The organism is Photorhabdus sp. RW14-46 (assembly GCF_963887965.1).
Taxonomy (GTDB): Bacteria; Pseudomonadota; Gammaproteobacteria; order Enterobacterales; family Enterobacteriaceae; genus Photorhabdus; species Photorhabdus laumondii.
In genome coordinates, this window is sequence record NZ_CAWPHH010000015.1 from 19,123 (window position 1) to 37,484 (window position 18,362).

The following is an 18,362-nucleotide window of genomic DNA, read 5'->3' on the forward strand; positions in this document are numbered from 1 at the left end:
ATCTGGAAAACAGGTAAAATAAATCGTTATAATTGTCCCTGATGTAATCAAATGAGATACCGCAGTGATTGAAATCTATAGTGACGAGTATTGGATGCAGCAGGCCATCGAACGAGCAATAAAGGCGTGGGAGCAGGGGGAAATACCTGTTGGTGCTATATTGGTTGCTGATAATAAAATCATCTCGGAAGGTTGGAATCAGTCTATTATCGCGCATGATCCCACCGCTCATGCTGAAATTATTGTGTTACGCAAAGGGGGAGAGCAGTTACGAAATTATCGTTTGATAAATACCACCTTATACGTCACCCTCGAACCTTGCACTATGTGCGCTGGTGCTATGATACATAGCCGAATACAGCGGCTGGTTTATGGCGCCAGCGATATGAAAACTGGCGCCGTAGGTTCTTTGGTTGATATATTGCGCCATCCTGGCATGAATCATCAAATTGATATTACCAGTGGTGTGCTTGCTGAGGAATGTTCGACGATGTTGAGTGCTTTTTTCAAACAACGTCGGCAGCAACATAAAGCATTAAAAGCCGCCAGAAAACAGCAGGAAGAAAATCAAGATTCACTCTTTTAGTACCCATATATGGTACTCGCCGTTTATCATCTCTGCGCCTTCCAGGATTTTTTCAAAGCCGGGGAACTTGTTATTCCATTCACCGAGTTGGCGAATATATTGTAACCGGGGGGCATGTTCATCACCAAAACGTTCTCCCGGTAGGATTATTGGTATACCTGGTGGATAAGGAATGACACTTACAGCCGATATGCGCCCAGCGAGTTCATTAAGTGGTAAATGTTCAGTACGGCCTGCCATATGATCAAGGTGTGCTTGTCGGGGGAGTTTCACTATCTCAGGTAATTGGCTAAATGATTTCTTTTGCTCAATATCCATTTCATATTCTTTTATATACCCAAATATTTTATCCGAAATATCTTTGAGCCCCATGTTTTCATAATATTCAGGGTATTGCTTCGCGAGTTTTGGCAAACATTGTTTAAGTGAAGTATTAGCGTCATAGTGTTTCTTGAAATTCAACAATACATTGATTAATGTTCCCCATTTACCTTTGGTGACGCCGATAGAAAACAGGCAAAGAACAATAAAATCGGTGGTACGCGCCGGCACAATGTCATGCTGGCTGAGATAAGCGGAAAGAATTTCGGCTGGAATACCATTTTCCAGCAATTCATCATTATCATTCATTCCTGGGCATAAAATACCAACTTTTGTTGGATCTAGCAGGCACCATTCTGCTGATAGATTGGTAAATCCATGCCATTTTTCTCCCTCTTTTAATACCCAACAGGAAGGATCCGTTGCTAATTGTTCTCTGTTTGCTTCATGGAAGGGAATTAATTTACCGCTATCTGCGCTAATAATCTCTCTGGCATTCCAGGGTAAGAAAAACCAATCATCTTTTTGTTTAAATTGATGATGGGTTTTTGCTAATGTCAGACGGAAGTCTACGGCTTCATTGATAGCGTTTTGTATCAGTCTTTGCCCCTGTGGGCCATCCATCATGGCCGCTGCAATTTCATTAGTGGCGATAAGCGAATATAGCGGTGAAGTTGTGGAGTGCATCATATAAGACTCGTTGAAACGGGAATGTTCAACGGGTTTTTTGCCATTGCGGATATGGATATAGGATGATTGTGATAGCGCTGCTAACATCTTATGCGTGGATTGAGTGGCAAATATTGTCGGGCCATTATTGTCAAAATCATTTGGGTCATCACGCATTGAGTAACGATGTTTATACATAGGATTAAAACGCGCATAAGCAAACCAGGCTTCATCAAAATGAATTTGATCAACACTTTTTGCTAGTAAATCTTGTGCTTGTTCTGCGTGATAACATATTCCATCATAAGTACAGTTGGTGATGACCGCATAAACAGGCTTATTGTCTATTGCGATCGCTTTTAATGGGTGTTGATCAATGAGTTGTTGGATATATTCTGGTTGAAATTGATCTCTGGGAATGGGGCCAATAATACCATAGCGGTTGCGTTGAGGAATAAGATATACGGGCAAAGCCCCAGTCATTATTAAACCTTGTCCAATCGATTTATGGCAATTGCGATCGCATATAATAATCTCTTTCTCACCAATAACGGCACCCATGATAATACGGTTAGAACCCGAAGTGCCGTTAAGCACGCAATAGCTTTGATGGGCACCAAAAATCGTTGCGGCATATTCTTCTGATTCTTTAATCGCACCTGTATGATCTAGCAGTGAGCCAAGTATTTTTCTTTCTATTCCAATATCACTTCGGAATAAATTTTCCCCAAAGAAATTAATTAATTCTCTTCCTGCCGCTGTCTTAGTCAGTGCAACACCGCCTTGATGTCCAGGAGCAGTCCAGGAATATTCTGGTGATTCTTGAGTGTATTGCAGTAATGCACGAGTGAAAGGCGGTAATAATTGCGCATAATATTTCTTAATTAGCGAACTGGCGCGAGAGGCGATAAATCCAGCCGTGTCTTCAAGCATCCAGACAAATTCATCTGCCAATCCCATGACTTCAAGTGTCAGTGTGTCGATGCTGGAATATTCCGCGGTCAACAATACCGGAATGGTTGTATTGTGTTTGCGTATCTCTTTCAGTAATTCTAACACTTGTTTATGAGATTCATAGTTATTATCTCCTGAAGTCCAATCAACAAAAATACAGCATAGTGAGGAATCAGAAGAAACGGTAGCTATGCCATCTTGGAATGTAGCCGCCAGGATAACAGCGAAATTGTTCTTTTTTAATGCTTCTATTAACTCGGTAAAGGCACGACCATTCGCCGTCGTCGGTCTAAATACATGGCTGCTGACGACCATAATTTTGTTTTGTTCGTTAATGTCTAAATTAATCATGATTTATCCTTTGAGAGAGATAGTGTCCCGATGAATTTAGTATGGTTAGCTGAATTAGTTGTCAAACATAATATAACTGAGGATATATAATGGCTGTAATTGACTCCTTAGAGCCTTATATTTGTTTACTTTATTTTGGTTGGTTTTCTTGGGGAATTAATTTTTTCCGATTTTCTTTGGCCTGTAAATATCCGACTAAACTAAGCTGATAACGGCGAATATTTTCAATATAGCGATAAGCTTCATGTCCACGGGCATAGCCATAGGTGGTATTTGTATAATATTTTTTCTGGCTTAATAGTGGAATCCGTTTTTTGACATCAAGCCAGCTATCGGGATTTCCTTTCTGTGATGCCGTCAGTTTGCGGGCATCTAACATATGTCCATAACCCATATTGTAAGCTGCCAGTGCAAACCAGATGCGCTCATCTTTAGGGATATTTTCAGGTAGTCGTTTCATTAGATTTTGCAGATAGATCGCCCCTCCCTTAATACTCTCCTCCGGATCAAGGCGATCAACGACGCCTAACCCTTTAGCCGTCTGGGTGGTTAACATCATCAGGCCACGCACACCCGTGGGTGAGATTGCCTGTGGGTCCCAATGAGATTCTTGCCAGGCAATGGCAGCGAGCAGTTTCCAACTGATATCACCGGAATATTTTTCAAATAGTGGCTGATAGGTAGGCAGAATATTATCGATGGCACTGAGAAAAGAGAGTGTATCGAAATAATCAAATGAGTGGACGTGACCAAAGTATTTCTCCTCCAACCGTGGCATGACATTTTTTTCCGTTAGCTGGCTGAAAAAATCCAGCATGGCAGCATAAAGGCTGTAGTCGTCAATGCGTTTTAAATACCATGTCAGCGGGTTATCTTCACTCACATCAAAAGCGACGGCCAGATTAGGGTGAGTACGTTGTTGCAACGCGACATTAATCGAGTCACCTAACGTATAATCCAGTTTACCTTCTGATACCTGTTCCAGTAGTTCGCGAGTGTTATATTGCGGTGTCTCCTCCCATTCGAGTTCAGGAAAATTCTCTGTTTCTATCTTTTTCAATGTGCTGGCATGAGCAGAACCAGAAGCGACCAGCAGTTTACCTTTTAAGTCTTTAAAAGAGCGAGGGCGTGGAGTCCCTTTGCGATAAATCAGTTGTTGGGATACAGAATAGTAAGCTGGACCTGTGCGGGTTTGATCCAGCCTTTCTTGATGATAAGTCAGGCCAGCGGCCAGAAAATCAGCCTCACCCTTTTCCAGATCATCAAATAACTGATTGATATTTTTTCTAAATTTGATTTCTAATTTGACGCCAAGGTAATTAGCAAAGCGTTGTACCAGCTCGTAATCAAATCCATTGGCTTCTTTCTTACCGGTAAGATGGATCAGAGGTGAGCTAATGGTGCTGATCCGTAGCTCTCCTCTGGTAATGATCCTGTTAATCTGCTCCTGCTGTTTATTCGGCCAACTGATGTTCAGACTAATGATGGCGGCAGAAAAAAGAGCGATAACAATGATAACGAAATAATTTATTTTTATATTATTCAAATGGTTATCTCTGTATAACGCAGTGTGGTGCCAGGTGGAAACGCGCTATATTGTTATGGTTAAATTTCCAGTGATTGAGCATTTTGCGGAACAAAAACGGGCTGTGCAACCTAATTGATACTATTTGCATGATTTGACGACAGGATAATTGGCGGTAATAATCGTCACGCAAACGGTTTCGTCATGGGTGACAATCCTCTATAATGGCTTCATTTCCCCTTAGGCATCTATTAAGCTTTGCTTCTAAGATGAGAGAATTGATTACTATGAAAATTCTACGTGGTTCACCTGCTTTATCTGCATTTCGTATCACTAAACTCCTTTCTGTGTGCCAAGAACAGCAACTTCCGGTCAATGATATTTATGCGGAATATGTTCATTTTGCAGAGATTAATGCATCTTTGAGTGATGTTGATTCAGCAAAGTTACAACAATTACTAAAATATGGACCTTCGCTGGCTGAACATGAACCCCAAGGTACATTGCTGTTAGTGACGCCTCGTCCGGGAACGATTTCCCCTTGGTCTTCCAAAGCAACCGATATTGCTCACAATTGTGGCCTGTCCCAGGTTGTGCGTTTGGAGCGTGGCGTGGCTTATTACATCCAAAGTGGTGAAATGAGTGATACACAGTGGCAAATATTGTCATCATTGCTGCATGATCGGATGATGGAAACGGTCTTTACTCAATTGGAACAGGCGGAAAAATTGTTTTCTCGTCAGCAACCGGTTCCGTTAAAGCGCATTGATATTCTGCAAGCAGGACGCAGTGCGTTAGAAACGGCCAATATTGAACTTGGATTGGCGTTAGCCTCAGATGAAATTGATTATCTGATGGATGCTTTCCAGAAATTAGGGCGCAATCCAACAGATGTTGAACTTTATATGTTTGCTCAGGCTAACTCAGAACATTGTCGTCATAAAATCTTTAATGCTGATTGGATTATTGATGGTCAGGCGCAGCCAAAATCGCTGTTCAAAATGATTAAAAACACCTATGAGCAGACACCTGATTATGTCCTGTCAGCCTATAAAGATAATGCTGCCGTGATGGAGGGATCTGCTGTTGGTCGTTTCTTTGCTAGCGCGGAAAACGGTTCATATGATTACCATCAGGAGCAGGCTCATATTCTGATGAAAGTGGAAACGCATAATCACCCGACGGCGATTTCTCCTTGGCCGGGCGCATCGACAGGTTCGGGGGGTGAAATTCGCGATGAAGGGGCGACCGGTCGTGGTGCTAAGCCAAAAGCGGGTCTGGTGGGATTTTCGGTATCCAATTTGCGGATACCGGGTTTTGAACAGCCGTGGGAAGAGGATTTTGGTAAACCAGAGCGTATCGTTAGTGCTCTGGATATCATGATGGAAGGCCCTTTAGGGGGCGCGGCATTTAATAATGAATTTGGTCGTCCGGCGTTGTTGGGCTATTTCCGTACCTATGAAGAAAAAGTAAACAGTCATAACGGTAGCGAATTACGTGGTTATCACAAGCCGATCATGCTGGCTGGTGGGATCGGTAATATCCGTGATGAACATGTCAAAAAGGGTGAAATTTCTGTTGGCGCAAAATTGATTGTGCTTGGTGGTCCGTCCATGAACATTGGATTGGGCGGAGGGGCCGCATCTTCTATGGCATCGGGGCAATCCGATGCTGATCTGGATTTTGCTTCGGTTCAACGTGATAACCCGGAAATGGAGCGCCGTTGTCAGGAGGTGATCGATCGCTGTTGGCAGTTAGGCGAAAACAACCCGATTCTGTTTATTCATGATGTGGGTGCTGGTGGGCTTTCCAATGCGATGCCTGAGCTGGTCAGTGATGGTGGTCGCGGTGGACGATTTGAGTTACGTAAAATTCTTAACGATGAGCCGGGAATGAGCCCGCTGGAAGTCTGGTGTAACGAATCACAAGAGCGTTATGTACTGGCGGTTGCGCCGGAACAACTCCCGCTATTTGAAGAGATTTGTCGGCGTGAGCGTGCGCCTTATGCCATTATCGGCGAGGCAACGGAAGAACGTCATTTGCTGCTTAATGATGAACACTTTGATAACCAGCCAATCGATATGCCTCTGGATGTACTGTTAGGTAAAACGCCAAAAATGTTGCGTAATGTCACTACATTAAAAGCGAGCGGTGAGAGCCTTGAACGCCGGGATATCGATCTGGCGGAAGCTGTTAAGCGCATCATGCATTTGCCGGCGGTGGCGGAAAAAACCTTCCTGATCACGATAGGCGATCGCTCTGTCACTGGCATGGTTTCTCGTGATCAAATGGTGGGTCCGTGGCAGATCCCAGTTGCGGACTGCGCTGTTACCACCGCCAGCCTTGATAGCTACTATGGCGAAGCGATGTCTATGGGGGAACGTGCGCCGGTTGCTTTGCTGGATTTTGCGGCTTCCGCCCGAATGGCGGTCGGTGAAGCGCTGACCAATATCGCTTCTGCTTATATTCAGGATTTAAAACGCATTAAACTTTCAGCTAACTGGATGTCTGCTGCGGGTCACCCAGGTGAGGATGCCGGTTTGTATGCGGCGGTTAAAGCGGTGGGTGAGGAGCTGTGTCCTGCGCTAGGGCTGACAATTCCGGTGGGTAAAGACTCCATGTCGATGAAAACCCGTTGGCATGACCAAGGTGAGGAGCGTGAAATGACGGCTCCTTTGTCACTGGTGATTACTGCTTTTGCCAGAGTGGAAGATGTCCGCCGTACAGTCACGCCGGAGCTTTCTACCGATGAAGATAATGCGTTGTTATTAATCGATCTGGGGCAAGGAAAAAATACGCTGGGCGGTACCGCATTGGCACAAGTTTACCGTCTACTGGGTAATAAAACCGCGGATGTACGTAGTGCTGAACAATTAGCGGGTTTCTTCAATGCAATTCAGCAACTGATTGCGGAACAAAAATTGCTGGCTTATCACGACCGCTCTGATGGTGGTTTACTGGTAACCTTGGCTGAAATGGCTTTTGCCGGCCATTGTGGCATTGAAGCTGATATCAGTGTATTTGATGAAGATATTCTGGCTGGGCTCTTTACAGAAGAGTTGGGTGCTGTAGTTCAGATTCGAGCATCGGATAGAGGATTTGTTGAAAGCATTTTGGCAGAACATGGTCTGGCCGATTGCGTACATTATTTGGGTAAAGCCCAAGCAGGTGATGATTTTGTTATCTTTAGTGGTAATACTGAAGTCTATCGCCAGAATCGCAGTACCTTGCGCTTATGGTGGGCAGAAACCACATGGCAAATGCAGCGTCTGCGCGATAACCCGGCGTGTGCAGATCAGGAACATCAGGCTAAACAGGATAATCAGGACCCTGGACTGAATGTAAAACTGACCTTTGATATTTCAGAAGATATTGCAGCGCCTTACATCTTGCAGCAGGTAAGGCCGAAAGTGGCTGTACTGCGTGAACAGGGCGTTAACTCCCATGTTGAAATGGCCGCGGCATTCCACCGAGCAGGTTTTGAAGCGATTGATGTTCATATGAGTGATTTGTTGTCTGGACGTATTGGATTGAACCAATTCCAGACACTGGTTGCCTGTGGTGGTTTCTCGTATGGTGACGTGTTGGGGGCAGGTGAAGGTTGGGCGAAATCAATTCTGTTTAATGAATGTGTCCGTGATGAATTTGCCGTTTTCTTTGCACGACCAGATACGTTAGCGCTGGGTGTTTGTAATGGTTGCCAGATGATGTCTAACTTGCGGGAATTGATCCCGGGTGCAGAACATTGGCCGCGTTTTGTACGTAACCGCTCAGAGCGATTTGAAGCACGATTCAGTTTGGTGGAAATTACTGACAGCCCGTCACTGTTCTTACAGGATATGGTCGGTTCTCGTATACCGATTGCGGTTTCTCATGGGGAAGGGCAAGTAGAATTCCGTGATAGACAGCATCTTGAGATGCTTGAAAGCAACCAGTTAGTGGCTTTGCGTTATGTGAATAACTATGGTCAGGTTACGGAAAACTATCCCGCTAACCCCAATGGTTCAGTGAATGGCATTACCGCAGTGACTAGCCTTGATGGTCGAGCAACCGTGATGATGCCGCATCCAGAAAGGGTATCTCGCACGGTGAATAACTCTTGGCATCCAGATGAGTGGCGCGAAGATGGCCCGTGGATGCGAATTTTCCGTAATGCTCGTAAACAGTTAGGGTAAGTACCGCGGTATATAAATTGTGTCAGCCGGTTTTTTCCGGCTGATAGTGTTCATTGGCTTCATTGTGATTCTTTGTTTCGTAACTGACGTGAGATCACAATTGAAGCCATTTTTTTATTTGTTTCAATTCATTTTGAAACGGTATTTGATTAGTCAAAAAATATTCATTAAATGGAACATACGAGGCATCATAGTCCAATAAGTTTTCTACTGGAAGTGATAACCGGATTGAATGCCTACATTTTCTAACTCAAAAACCGAATCTGAGTTTACATACTTCTAAATTGACTGTTTTTAAAAATATCTAAGGTTATATATGTAAAAATAGGCTGTAAAAAATGAAACTCAATCTATTTTAAACATTGTATTTACCATCCTAGATAATAATCATCAGCTAACCAGTATGGTCTGTTTAAATTAAACCACTCTTGTAAAAGATTTTCTGTCACACAAAATGCCCCTTCTGTCCACCCTTGTTGACTTGAATAAGCTTCACCAATGATATGAATTGATTCATCGCATATAGGACGGCGCATATAAGGCATTACCTCATTAACATGAATTCCTGCATGCCAAGCATGATAGCCGCCGCCATAAGGATCTTGAGACCAATCTTTAATTCGTACAATATAAGGGGGTGGAATCTTTATTCCATGTAGTTCTTCAACTTGGCTCATAGCTTCATCAACTAAGTTTTTAGAAGCTTCATTACCTGGCACAAATATTTGCTCAATTTTTTCTTTCGATACCAATTTAGTAGAATGTGGTTCAAACTTTTGTAGATATTTGTTATCAGGGTTTATATCATCGAATTTAAAACTTTTATTATATTTCTGCTGTATAAGAGGGTTCCAGAACGATACCGTACGCATATCGTTATAGCTGCCTAAGAACAAGGAATGTGAATTTTTAGGATCAGTACCAAAATAATAGCACTGACGTATAGGTAAATCTGTAATTGATTCTCCTGCGGTTGTGCCGAAATCTTTTGTCCACCATGGATATTCAAATCCCATTAATAGTTTGAAAGAAGGTTCACTAAATACTGAGTCTATGTTTCTTTGTAATTTATTTCTTTTTGTTTTATCAAAGAAAAAATTCTCTTGATCTAAAAGTTTTAAAGACCATCTTGGCATAGCCAAAATTACCTTGTCAGCATAGACTGTCCAGTAATATTTACCCTTTTTATTCCAAAACTTAAGAGTATAATTCCTCTTTCCATTTGAATCTTTCTTAAAAGTTACAAGTTGATTTTTCATCCATAACTGAGATCCCTTAGCTTCATTATAGTTCTTGGCTAACGCATAGGCGAGCTGATCATATCCATTTTCTATGGTTCTGTATTCAACATTATCTGATGAAAAATCACCTACCATATAAGGCATTGCCTCTGAGGAATTCCAGTTTATTGTATTTGAAAAATATCCTCCACAATCGGCTAAGAAAGAGTAGCCCTCTTGCCCAATTCGATCTTTTATTAAGTTCCAAAATCCAATTTCTCGGACTTTCATTCCATTATAAGAGCTATTTTCTTTATAGTAAGATAAATTAATCTTTATATCATCCCATTGTCTAGCTCTTATTTTAAATTCATAAGTGTATTTGTTTATTCTTTTTACTGAGTCTCCATATTTTTCAACAAACCATGGATCATCTATTAGGACATCATAAATTACCTTGTTAAACAATTGATTGGGGCTATAACCTTCTTCATTTTTGTTGAGATAATAGTGTGTTTTGAATTCTTGGTTATTTTTTTGTGCAATATCCCATGCATTACCTTTAAAGCGTTGTTTACGGGAATAATAAAAGTGGTTTTTTGGATCTCCTAATGGAAATGATTTGTAATTTAGTAGAAAAATATCTTCGATAAGAGTAGTTGTAATTTTTTGAGAAGTCATGTAGCGCATGCCACCTAATTCTCCAATGATATCTGTCCCTGGTAATTTAATAGAAAGTAGACGACCCCCAATACGATCATCCAGATCGAAGATATGAACTGAAGAGGGAGGGTGAATATTATCTGAGCATTCACCTGTCAATAAACGATATCCAGCATATAAGCCAGATACACCGGCTCCTATTATAGCGACATCAATGGATAGCCCATCTTGGCTGTCATCTTTATATGAAATTTGATCCATTTCAATTCTTGAATTAGTCATATTGGTTTCCTTTTTATATATTAATATTAGATTTTAAATGGAGTTACGTCATAAAATGTATGGCCATTAATAGCTAATTGAGCACATATCTTGCCAAGTAATGGCGTGAATTTAGCACCCCATCCAGAGGTATAAACGACAATATTTGAATGACCTGGTAACGAATCTAAATAGAAAGGTTTGTCATCCTTTGGCATTGCTAACATGCATGTAGATGTAAATTTAGGTTCTGGGTCAAGATATTCCATATGGTTCTTAACCCATTGGTTTGTACCTTCAAAATCACTTTTTGTTGGTGGTATTCGTTGCTCTGGACTGTCATAAATTCTGAATGGATAATCTGGCGCTACTCTAATGTAGCCTGGGTTTTTCCAAGGTGCTTCAGGGAACCCATAATATAAGTTACTATTTTTATCATTAGGTTTCTGGAATACAAACCATGTTGGATAGTTTGTTCCGGGATTTTTTTTACGAAAATATGAAGAAACCATATCCCAGATTTCTAAATTAAGTGTAGTACCCAAAGGCGAGATTAATTTATTGGTATATGGACCAACGGCCATAACGATTTTTTTGCCGTGATATATTTCTTTATTTGTCGTTACAATTACTTCATTACAGCCATCTGATTCAATTTTTGTTACTGAATTGTACTCTTTAAAATGTACTCCATTATTGTGAGAAATATTATAGAGGGTTCTTAAAGTTGCAGGTAGATTAATAATACCACCGTTGGCTTGGAAAAAGCCTACATAATCATCAGGTATATTTTTAAATTGATACCAAGCTTCAATTTCTTTTGCGGTTAAATATTGATAAGGAATACCCATTCTTTTCATTGCATTAATGGCAGAATTCACTCCTCCTTCGGTTGTTGGGATTGTTGGATCTCCAAACCAAAGGCTACCAACATGTGAAATAAGCTCAGTTACTGTTTGTTTTTGGAGCCGTTCCCATTCTGGGGCAGAATCAATAACCAATTGGGTCATAAAGTTATTATTGTATTGAAAGCGGAATTGACGGGAAGCTTCTGCACTACTAGATAATTGATTAAAGAATGAAGATTGCTCTAGGACGAGAACATCTTTTCCGTTTAATGCAGTGTGTCCTCCAAAAAAGGATGTTGCATTATATGCTGTGGAAAGGCCGATCAATCCACCACCAATAACGATTAACTCATATATTTTAGCCATAAGCGTACCTTTATTGTAGTATATACTTTGTAAAATATAGAATATTTACTGCCTATCCTGATGAAAATAATTAGTATAGGCAGTTTGAATACGGGATAACTTAATTTAGCTATTTGATAGCTAACTAATATAAGTATACAAGTCTTTTAGGACTATATATTTATATTCTTTTTTCTAAATTAATAAACTTCGTAGTTTTGGCCGGTTTGAGCTCCATCGACACTTTTTCTAAAAGTAAGTGCTACACGGCTAGCAGGGACAGCATTAAAGCCTGGGAAAAACTCACTGTATTTATCCAATGATTCCTGTAAGACATTAGGGCTAACGCTATTTATGCGAATTCCTCTTGGCATTTCGATTGCTGCACATTTTACAAATGCCTTAACACCACCATTTGCCATAGCTGCTGATGCTCCTTGTAGGATAGGGTCGTCCATTATAATTCCAGTTGTTAAAGTAAAACTTCCTCCATCGTTAATATAGTCCATACCTAACAGTACTAAGTTAATTTGGCCTTTAAGTTTACTGTTTATTCCTATTTCGTTTAACTCTGGAGTTAATTTTGAAATTGATCCAAAATGTGCGCTACCTGTTGCACTGACTACAGCATCAACTTTGCCAATTCTCTCATACATACTCTTAATACTATCAACGGAAGTGATATCAACTACAACATCTAAGCCATTCCTTCCGGCACGAATGACTTCGTGATTTTTTTCTAATTCTTCCGAGATTGCTTTTCCTATTGTACCGCTTGCTCCAATAACAATAACTTTCATTTCTGTTTACCTTTTCTTAGTTAATAAAATTTTCTCGACTACATCGTTGCATAATGAATATTACTTTTAACTCTATATAGGTGGAAGTCTCTAATAATGCTAGAGTATAAAATGAAATTTTCAACTCCAATAGTTGAATCAAACAACAGTGTGGGGTGAATTTGTATAAAATAAGTACAAATTGGGCGTTTTTAAGACATTTTTAGGGTATTTTTAAGATATTTTTAAATAGTATTCATAAAAATATAGTCTAAATTGAATGTATATTATACATTTTAATGTTTTTTTTATCTAAAAAATGTTTAAAAACGGTATTTTTTATTACTAATTTAAGTTTGAATATATTTTTTACTGAATACCAAAAACATATTGTCAGAAATTTATGATATCCAAAAGAGTGGCGCGAAGATGGCCCGTGGATGCGAATTTTCCGTAATGCTCGTAAACAGTTAGGGTAGTGCTGCAATCTAATAAACAAGAATTGTTAAATTAAACAGTTGAAGGATACTTTCAATTGATACCACAAAGGGGAGCAAAAATTGCTCTCCCTTTTGGCTAATGGAATGTCAGAAATTCAGTCTCTACGCAGGCAATATTGGATCAGTGCTTGGCGTAAACTCTGTCGTGTATTTAGGAACAGTGTAGCAATTACGGTATGGTTAGCTTCATCTATTTTGTAGATTGCTCGTAGTTGCAATTTGGTATCCACATAGTCATGGTGGCTGGTTAACCCAATATCAGCCGTTTCCTCACATAGCGGAGCACTTTTAGGATATCTAAGAACACGAGTTTCAAAATTGTGTAAAAAGGTTTCCAGAATTTTCCAAGATGCTTCTGCACCGATATGTCTGGTTAAATAGCCAAAACGTTCATGAAGCTGGTTTTCAAATGTCTGGGTATATTCAATTTTATTTATGATCACCGTTTGCTAATTTCCGTAAATTATTTCGTAGCTTACTAGATGACACAATTCGTCCAGATTTTATGTCTTTTTCAGCAAAAGACAGCAGTCGCAACAATGCCATTTGTTCTTGTTGCATTTCAAACTGAGCCGGATCTTGAACCACATATAACGGCTCCCCGTTTTGGGTTACTGTGACTGGCTGCGATACATCCATAGAAGCCAATTCTTTTTTAAACGCGGAGACTGTCGTAATCCGCGAATTTGGGGTTTGATACATAAGTGTCCTCCGAGTAGAAACTCTGTTGCTTCTGTAATAATACATCATTTGCTGATAAAGGCCATATATGGGGTAAATATGGACTATTACTGATTCAGATGTGAGAGTTTTATATCAGCAAATTCCTAGGTGTTTAGATGCCGAATTGCTCTATTGTCTCAATTACCCGACAAACACGTGTTATGAGTGTCTCAAAAAGGAGACATTTAATTATTTGATTTTAATCTGTTTTTATTTTCATGATTTTAGATGTCTTTAATTGGCGACAAAAAATAAATTTTCCTCATGTCGGAAAAGAAGCTGTTTGGTTGCTGAAACGTTACGTTTAATTTTTTCCAAAGTAAAAACAGCTAGTTATAATTAAAATTTTAATGTTGGCATGGAATCTGCATTAAGCTGGCACAGTTGCTCATTCAGCTTCTTATGTCGGCCCACATTAGGTGGAGAAATGCCACATAAACTATCGAATGATGCCAGAGTAAGGTGCCTACCGTCCAACTCCGTGATATCGCTTTCGAGCCTTATCAAACATCGGGCGACACGTGGAGTGAGGCACCACCTATGTCTGACTGTAGGTAAACAACAGGCATAAGTCACCCTCACTGGCGGGATAGTAGCAAAAACTATTATCCCGTCGTCATTGCTCAGGTGTTTACCTGCCCCTTTGTACTGTTTGCGTCTTACACTGATTTTCAGTCACAGCAAAATTTATCAGCCGATGGGTTTTTCTATCAGCCCTTTGTCGGTTAGCATTGGTGTACTGACAGGTTACGAGATGATTTCCTTGAAAAAATGGCGTTTATTTCCGCGCTCATTGCGCCAATTAGTTGTCATGGCCTTCTGGCTGGTGTTATTGCCGCTGTTGGTTTTGGCTTATCAGGCTTATCAAAGTCTTGATCAACTCAGTGAGCAAGCGGCTGATATAAACCGTACCACGCTAGCGGATGCCCGCCGCAGTGAGGCTATGACGGGTATTGCGTTGGAGATGGAGCGTAGCTACCGCCAATATTGTGTGTTAGGGGATAAGACGCTGGAAAACCTCTACCAAAGGCAATATCAGCAATACCTTAAGATGCTGAAAGATCAGATGGCTATACTTGATGAGCAACAACATATTAAGACGCTTAATAGTTTATTGTCGCAATTGACAAAAATCGCTTGTCTCAATAGTGAACCTACCCAACCTGCCGCTCAATTACTTGAGCAGTTCTCCAATGCTAATAGCCAGATGGTACAGGCTACCCGTGATATTATTTTCAGCCGGGGAGAACAGTTACAGAAAGATATTGCTGAAAAAGGGCAATTTTTTGGCTGGCAGAGTCTTATTTTATTTCTACTGAGTGCGTTATTGGTCGCGTTATTTACTCGCATGATTATCGGGCCGGTTAAAGGGATTGAACGCATGATTAACCGATTGGGAGAAGGGCAATCATTGGGCGTTCGCATAGATTCTTTTCAGGGGCCGCGAGAACTCCGTTCTTTGGCACAACGGATTATCTGGCTCAGTGAACGCTTGGCTTGGTTGGAATCACAGCGCCATGAGTTTTTACGTCATATTTCTCATGAACTGAAAACACCGCTGGCAAGTATGCGGGAAGGGACAGAATTACTGGCTGATGAAGTGGCAGGGCCATTAACGGCTGATCAGCAAGAAGTGGTTGCTATTCTTGATAATAGTAGTAAACATTTACAGCAATTGATCGAACAATTACTGGATTATAACCGTAAACTGGCAGATGGCCCGACGGAGCAACAGCAAGTTTCTCTACGGGAAATTGTTAATGAGGTAGTTTTATCACACAGTTTACCCGCGAGATCGAAAAATATTCAGACGGAAATCCAGCTTGATGCTGATATTTTATGGGCAGAGCCTACGCTATTAATGCGGGTTATTGATAATCTCTACTCTAATGCGGTGCACTATGGTGCCGAATCCGGTAATATCTGGGTTTCAAGTCGTCAGATTGGTAAATATGTTCAAATTAATGTTGCTAATACAGGTACGCCAATTCCTGAATCAGAACGCAGTATGATTTTTGAACCGTTCTATCAGGGAACGCTCCAGCGTAAAGGTGCAGTGAAAGGCAGCGGTCTTGGGCTAAGTATTGCGCAGGATTGTATTAAGCGTATGGGGGGCGAACTGATATTAATTCAGAGCGAATTTGCTGACGTATGTTTTCGTATTAAATTGCCATTAGCTGCTGAGAATGAATAAATAATGCATAACAGGTCTACTTACCGTTTTGTACGAAAGACGGATCGGCAGAATATTGCAGTACAACTTGGGGAAAACGTATCGGTTGCCAGATTGTTATTACCACGAGTTTCAGTTGGGGGTTTTAGCATGATGCTGCTGATCTTCGTTGTTTTTTTATTGGCGGGTTGCGTTAAAAATCCGGTTAATAATAATTTAGCGACAGTTACGCAAATGGTAATACCAGAGCAACGGGTGACGGATTACCGTATTGCCGAGTGTGGGTTAATGTGGGATTTAGAGACGCCGCCATCGATTGAGAATGCGCTTTACTGGCTGCGACTGATGGATTGTTCAGATCGCCTGACATCAGCGAGAGCACGTAATATGGCGAAATACACGCTTCCGGTTACTTGGGATATGGCTTTTAAACAAAGTATCTTACTTAACAGTGCCGGGCCTACATTGTCTGAGCGTCGGAAAATGATTGAAAACTTCAACAAATACCGGTTGAAATTCCCGGACCCGTTGCGAGCGTTATTGCAGTTATGGCGTGAGCAGCAAGTTCAGCAAATTGCAGTGGCTGAGGAGCGGGCAAAATTCCAAAAATTACAGGCAGATACGGATAATAAACTTGATCGTCTGCGTGAAAGTCGCGCACGGTTGGAATTTGAGCTACAGCAAACTTCTCGTAAACTGGAAAACCTGACAGATATTGAACGTCAGCTCTCTTCCCGTAAACAAAATCAGGGGAGTGCTGGCTCAGGCAATTCGGATAAACATGTTGAAACGCCCGCGACGACGGCATTACCTAACAAAAACAGTACGCCAAACAGTACCTCTGAATCAGATAAAGGAGCAGCACCATGACAGCGCGTAAACCAGCCCATCTTCTTCTGGTTGATGATGATCCTGGTTTGTTGAAATTGTTGGGAATGCGTCTTACCAGTGAAGGTTTTCGTGTCACAACCGCAGAAAGTGGCGGTGAAGCGTTGAGATTGCTAACTAAAGAAAAAATCGATTTGGTGATCAGTGACCTGCGTATGGATGAAATGGATGGTATGGCACTGTTCGCTGAAATCCAGAAGCAGCAACCGGGTATGCCGGTTATCATTCTGACGGCTCATGGCTCAATTCCAGAGGCAGTAGCGGCCACTCAACAGGGTGTCTTTAGTTTTCTGACTAAACCCGTTGATCGGGATGCGCTTTATAAAGCGATTGATGGTGCATTGGCGTTGACTACGCCTGCCAGTGATGAACAGTGGCGGGAACAGATAGTTACCCGCAGTCCTGCTATGTTGCGTTTGTTGGAGCAGGCGCGAATGGTTGCTCAATCTGATGTCAGTGTACTGATAAACGGTCAGAGTGGTACCGGGAAGGAAGTGCTAGCCCAGGCAATTCACCGTGCCAGTCCACGGGCGAAAAAACCATTTATCGCGATTAACTGTGGTGCTTTGCCGGAACAACTCCTTGAGTCAGAACTGTTTGGTCATGCTAAAGGTGCATTTACCGGTGCGGTCAGCAGCCGTGAAGGGTTATTCCTTGCTGCGCAGGGGGGAACGCTGTTTCTTGATGAAATCGGTGATATGCCACAGGCTTTGCAGGTTAAATTGTTGCGCGTATTGCAGGAACGTAAAATACGTCCGCTCGGAAGTAACCGTGATCTGGATATTGATGTACGGATTATCTCAGCGACTCACCGTGATTTACCGAAGGCAATGGCAAAAAATGAGTTTCGCGAAGATCTCTATTACCGCCTAAATGTGGTGAACTTGAAAATTCCAGCTTTGAATGGCCGGGTTGAAGATATTCCTTTATTGGCGAATCATCTGTTGCGTGAATCAGCGAAACGCCATAAACCTTTTGTCCGTAGTTTCTCAGTTGATGCGATGAAATGCCTGATGGCGGCAAGTTGGCCTGGCAATGTGCGTCAGCTTGTTAATGTGATCGAACAGTGTGTTGCGCTGACTACTGCGCCGGTTATTAGTGAAGCCTTGGTTACGCAGGCACTAGAAGGGGAAAATACAGCATTACCCACTTTTGTAGAAGCCAGAAATCAGTTTGAACTGAATTATCTGCGTAAATTACTGCAAATGACCAAAGGGAATGTGACTCATGCGGCGCGTATGGCGGGGCGTAACCGGACTGAATTCTACAAATTACTGGCGCGCCATGAATTGGATGCGAATGATTTTAAAGAATAACTTTTCTGCTGCTCAGGAAGTTTTTACACTGGTATAAAGATTGGTGGCTTGGGAGAGCCAAATTT

The 18,362-nt window shown here is 41.5% G+C and carries 12 protein-coding genes; 5 read left to right on the plus strand and 7 right to left on the minus strand.

Features of this window, described 5'->3' with window-relative positions:
- Nucleotides 1-64 precede the first annotated feature (64 nt).
- Nucleotides 65-586, plus strand: a complete 522-nt coding sequence (tadA, locus tag AACQ38_RS13550; RefSeq protein WP_339367049.1) for a tRNA adenosine(34) deaminase TadA — start codon at nucleotides 65-67, stop codon at nucleotides 584-586.
- Here tadA and AACQ38_RS13555 read toward each other — a convergent pair.
- Together AACQ38_RS13555 and mltF are read right to left on the minus strand one after the other, a co-directional pair.
- Nucleotides 575-2,881, minus strand: coding sequence for an Orn/Lys/Arg decarboxylase N-terminal domain-containing protein (locus AACQ38_RS13555; RefSeq protein WP_109791726.1), 2,307 nt, complete (start codon nucleotides 2,879-2,881; stop codon nucleotides 575-577). The genes tadA and AACQ38_RS13555 overlap by 12 nt on opposite strands.
- Before the next feature lie 130 nt (nucleotides 2,882-3,011).
- A complete protein-coding gene (gene mltF, locus AACQ38_RS13560) occupies nucleotides 3,012-4,427 on the minus strand; it encodes a membrane-bound lytic murein transglycosylase MltF (protein WP_165578345.1) in 1,416 nt (471 codons plus the stop codon).
- Between the two features lie 266 nt (nucleotides 4,428-4,693).
- On the opposite strand from mltF, the gene purL reads away from it, so the two are divergent.
- On the plus strand, nucleotides 4,694-8,581 hold the full coding sequence (gene purL, locus AACQ38_RS13565) for a phosphoribosylformylglycinamidine synthase (protein WP_165578346.1): 3,888 nt from the start codon (nucleotides 4,694-4,696) through the stop codon (nucleotides 8,579-8,581).
- A gap of 368 nt (nucleotides 8,582-8,949) precedes the next feature.
- Here the strand turns inward: purL and AACQ38_RS13570 are convergent, their stop codons facing one another.
- From AACQ38_RS13570 to AACQ38_RS13590, 5 genes are all read right to left on the minus strand, one after another.
- A complete protein-coding gene (locus AACQ38_RS13570) occupies nucleotides 8,950-10,746 on the minus strand; it encodes a flavin monoamine oxidase family protein (RefSeq protein ID WP_165578347.1) in 1,797 nt (598 codons plus the stop codon).
- Nucleotides 10,747-10,772: 26 nt separating this feature from the next.
- The gene (locus tag AACQ38_RS13575) at nucleotides 10,773-11,939 is read right to left on the minus strand and encodes an FAD-dependent oxidoreductase (RefSeq protein ID WP_165578348.1); all 1,167 of its coding nucleotides are present in this window, start codon (nucleotides 11,937-11,939) and stop codon (nucleotides 10,773-10,775) included.
- A 179-nt stretch (nucleotides 11,940-12,118) separates the two neighbouring features.
- A complete protein-coding gene (locus AACQ38_RS13580; protein ID WP_165578349.1) occupies nucleotides 12,119-12,718 on the minus strand; it encodes a short chain dehydrogenase in 600 nt (199 codons plus the stop codon).
- 574 nt (nucleotides 12,719-13,292) lie between these two features.
- On the minus strand, nucleotides 13,293-13,640 hold the full coding sequence (locus tag AACQ38_RS13585; protein ID WP_165578350.1) for a type II toxin-antitoxin system RelE/ParE family toxin: 348 nt from the start codon (nucleotides 13,638-13,640) through the stop codon (nucleotides 13,293-13,295).
- Nucleotides 13,627-13,899 carry a type II toxin-antitoxin system prevent-host-death family antitoxin gene (locus AACQ38_RS13590; RefSeq protein ID WP_165578351.1) on the minus strand — a complete coding sequence of 91 codons (273 nt, stop codon included), beginning with the start codon at nucleotides 13,897-13,899 and terminating at the stop codon, nucleotides 13,627-13,629. The genes AACQ38_RS13585 and AACQ38_RS13590 overlap by 14 nt, the downstream gene beginning before the upstream one ends.
- Before the next feature lie 775 nt (nucleotides 13,900-14,674).
- On the opposite strand from AACQ38_RS13590, the gene AACQ38_RS13595 reads away from it, so the two are divergent.
- From AACQ38_RS13595 to glrR, 3 genes are read left to right on the plus strand one after another with little or no spacing between them, the layout of a single operon-like run.
- A complete protein-coding gene (locus AACQ38_RS13595) occupies nucleotides 14,675-16,114 on the plus strand; it encodes a sensor histidine kinase (RefSeq protein WP_041381009.1) in 1,440 nt (479 codons plus the stop codon).
- Nucleotides 16,115-16,117: 3 nt separating this feature from the next.
- On the plus strand, nucleotides 16,118-16,963 hold the full coding sequence (gene qseG / locus AACQ38_RS13600) for a two-component system QseEF-associated lipoprotein QseG (protein WP_242685591.1): 846 nt from the start codon (nucleotides 16,118-16,120) through the stop codon (nucleotides 16,961-16,963).
- Nucleotides 16,960-18,297 carry a two-component system response regulator GlrR gene (glrR, locus tag AACQ38_RS13605; protein WP_011147503.1) on the plus strand — a complete coding sequence of 446 codons (1,338 nt, stop codon included), beginning with the start codon at nucleotides 16,960-16,962 and terminating at the stop codon, nucleotides 18,295-18,297. The genes qseG and glrR overlap by 4 nt, the downstream gene beginning before the upstream one ends.
- The last annotated feature ends 65 nt before the right edge of the window (nucleotides 18,298-18,362 follow it).

Excerpts from the sequence above, each read along its gene's own strand:
- AACQ38_RS13570 (WP_165578347.1), bottom strand. The coding sequence starts at position 10,746 with ATGACTAATTCAAGAATTGAAATGGATCAAATTTCATATAAAGATGAC.
- glrR (WP_011147503.1), top strand. The coding sequence starts at position 16,960 with ATGACAGCGCGTAAACCAGCCCATCTTCTTCTGGTTGATGATGATCCT.
- AACQ38_RS13555 (WP_109791726.1), bottom strand. The coding sequence starts at position 2,881 with ATGATTAATTTAGACATTAACGAACAAAACAAAATTATGGTCGTCAGC.
- AACQ38_RS13595 (WP_041381009.1), top strand. The coding sequence starts at position 14,675 with ATGATTTCCTTGAAAAAATGGCGTTTATTTCCGCGCTCATTGCGCCAA.
- AACQ38_RS13590 (WP_165578351.1), bottom strand. The coding sequence starts at position 13,899 with ATGTATCAAACCCCAAATTCGCGGATTACGACAGTCTCCGCGTTTAAA.
- purL (WP_165578346.1), top strand. The coding sequence starts at position 4,694 with ATGAAAATTCTACGTGGTTCACCTGCTTTATCTGCATTTCGTATCACT.
- AACQ38_RS13575 (WP_165578348.1), bottom strand. The coding sequence starts at position 11,939 with ATGGCTAAAATATATGAGTTAATCGTTATTGGTGGTGGATTGATCGGC.
- AACQ38_RS13580 (WP_165578349.1), bottom strand. The coding sequence starts at position 12,718 with ATGAAAGTTATTGTTATTGGAGCAAGCGGTACAATAGGAAAAGCAATC.
- qseG (WP_242685591.1), top strand. The coding sequence starts at position 16,118 with ATGCATAACAGGTCTACTTACCGTTTTGTACGAAAGACGGATCGGCAG.